Origin of the sequence: Bartonella sp. AS69XJJH, from assembly GCF_042195585.1 — a bacterium.
Lineage (GTDB): Bacteria > Pseudomonadota > Alphaproteobacteria > Rhizobiales > Rhizobiaceae > Bartonella.
This window is the reverse complement of sequence record NZ_JBHIOO010000157.1, coordinates 1-518: the sequence shown is the minus strand read 5'-3', so window position 1 is coordinate 518 and position 518 is coordinate 1. Positions and strand designations below refer to the sequence as shown.

The following is a 518-nucleotide window of genomic DNA, read 5'->3' as shown; positions in this document are numbered from 1 at the left end:
CGACGATAGGCACGCTCTACTTTACCGCCTACTGTATGACTTAGAATAGTTTCTGCGACTTCATAAGGGGCATCGGTTGTTTCAGCGAGCCAATCACGTAAACTAGAACGAAATCCATGGGGGCATGCCTCAATTTTATTGTCTCTCATATATTGAGCCATACAATTTGCAGCGAGGGGACCCCGACCGGTTGCAGAAAAGAAGAAATCATTGCGAGAAAGCAAGCGCGCTTGTTTTAAGATTTCTAATGCTTCTGATGATAGAGGCACGCGAAACTCTTCTGTAGTATCACGTCGACCTTTCATATTTTCAGCAGGGATTGTCCAGATATCGCCATCAACTTGGTCTTTATGAATATGACACAAAGGGTTGGTACGAACGCCTGTCAAAATAAGCAAACGCAAAGCCAGTTGTGTTAAGGTTGATGCTTCGCAAAGTGTTTTATAAAAGGCAGGGACATCTCTCCAATCCATAGCTGGAAAATTTTGCGTTTTATGGCGTTGTTTACCTAAGAGAGC

General features: G+C 43.6%; 1 protein-coding gene. It reads right to left on the bottom strand.

All coding sequences use genetic code 11. The features are described 5' to 3' along the window. The coding region (locus ACFIK6_RS10320) for a tyrosine-type recombinase/integrase (RefSeq protein WP_375677631.1) at positions 1 to 518 on the bottom strand (518 nt) is incomplete at both ends.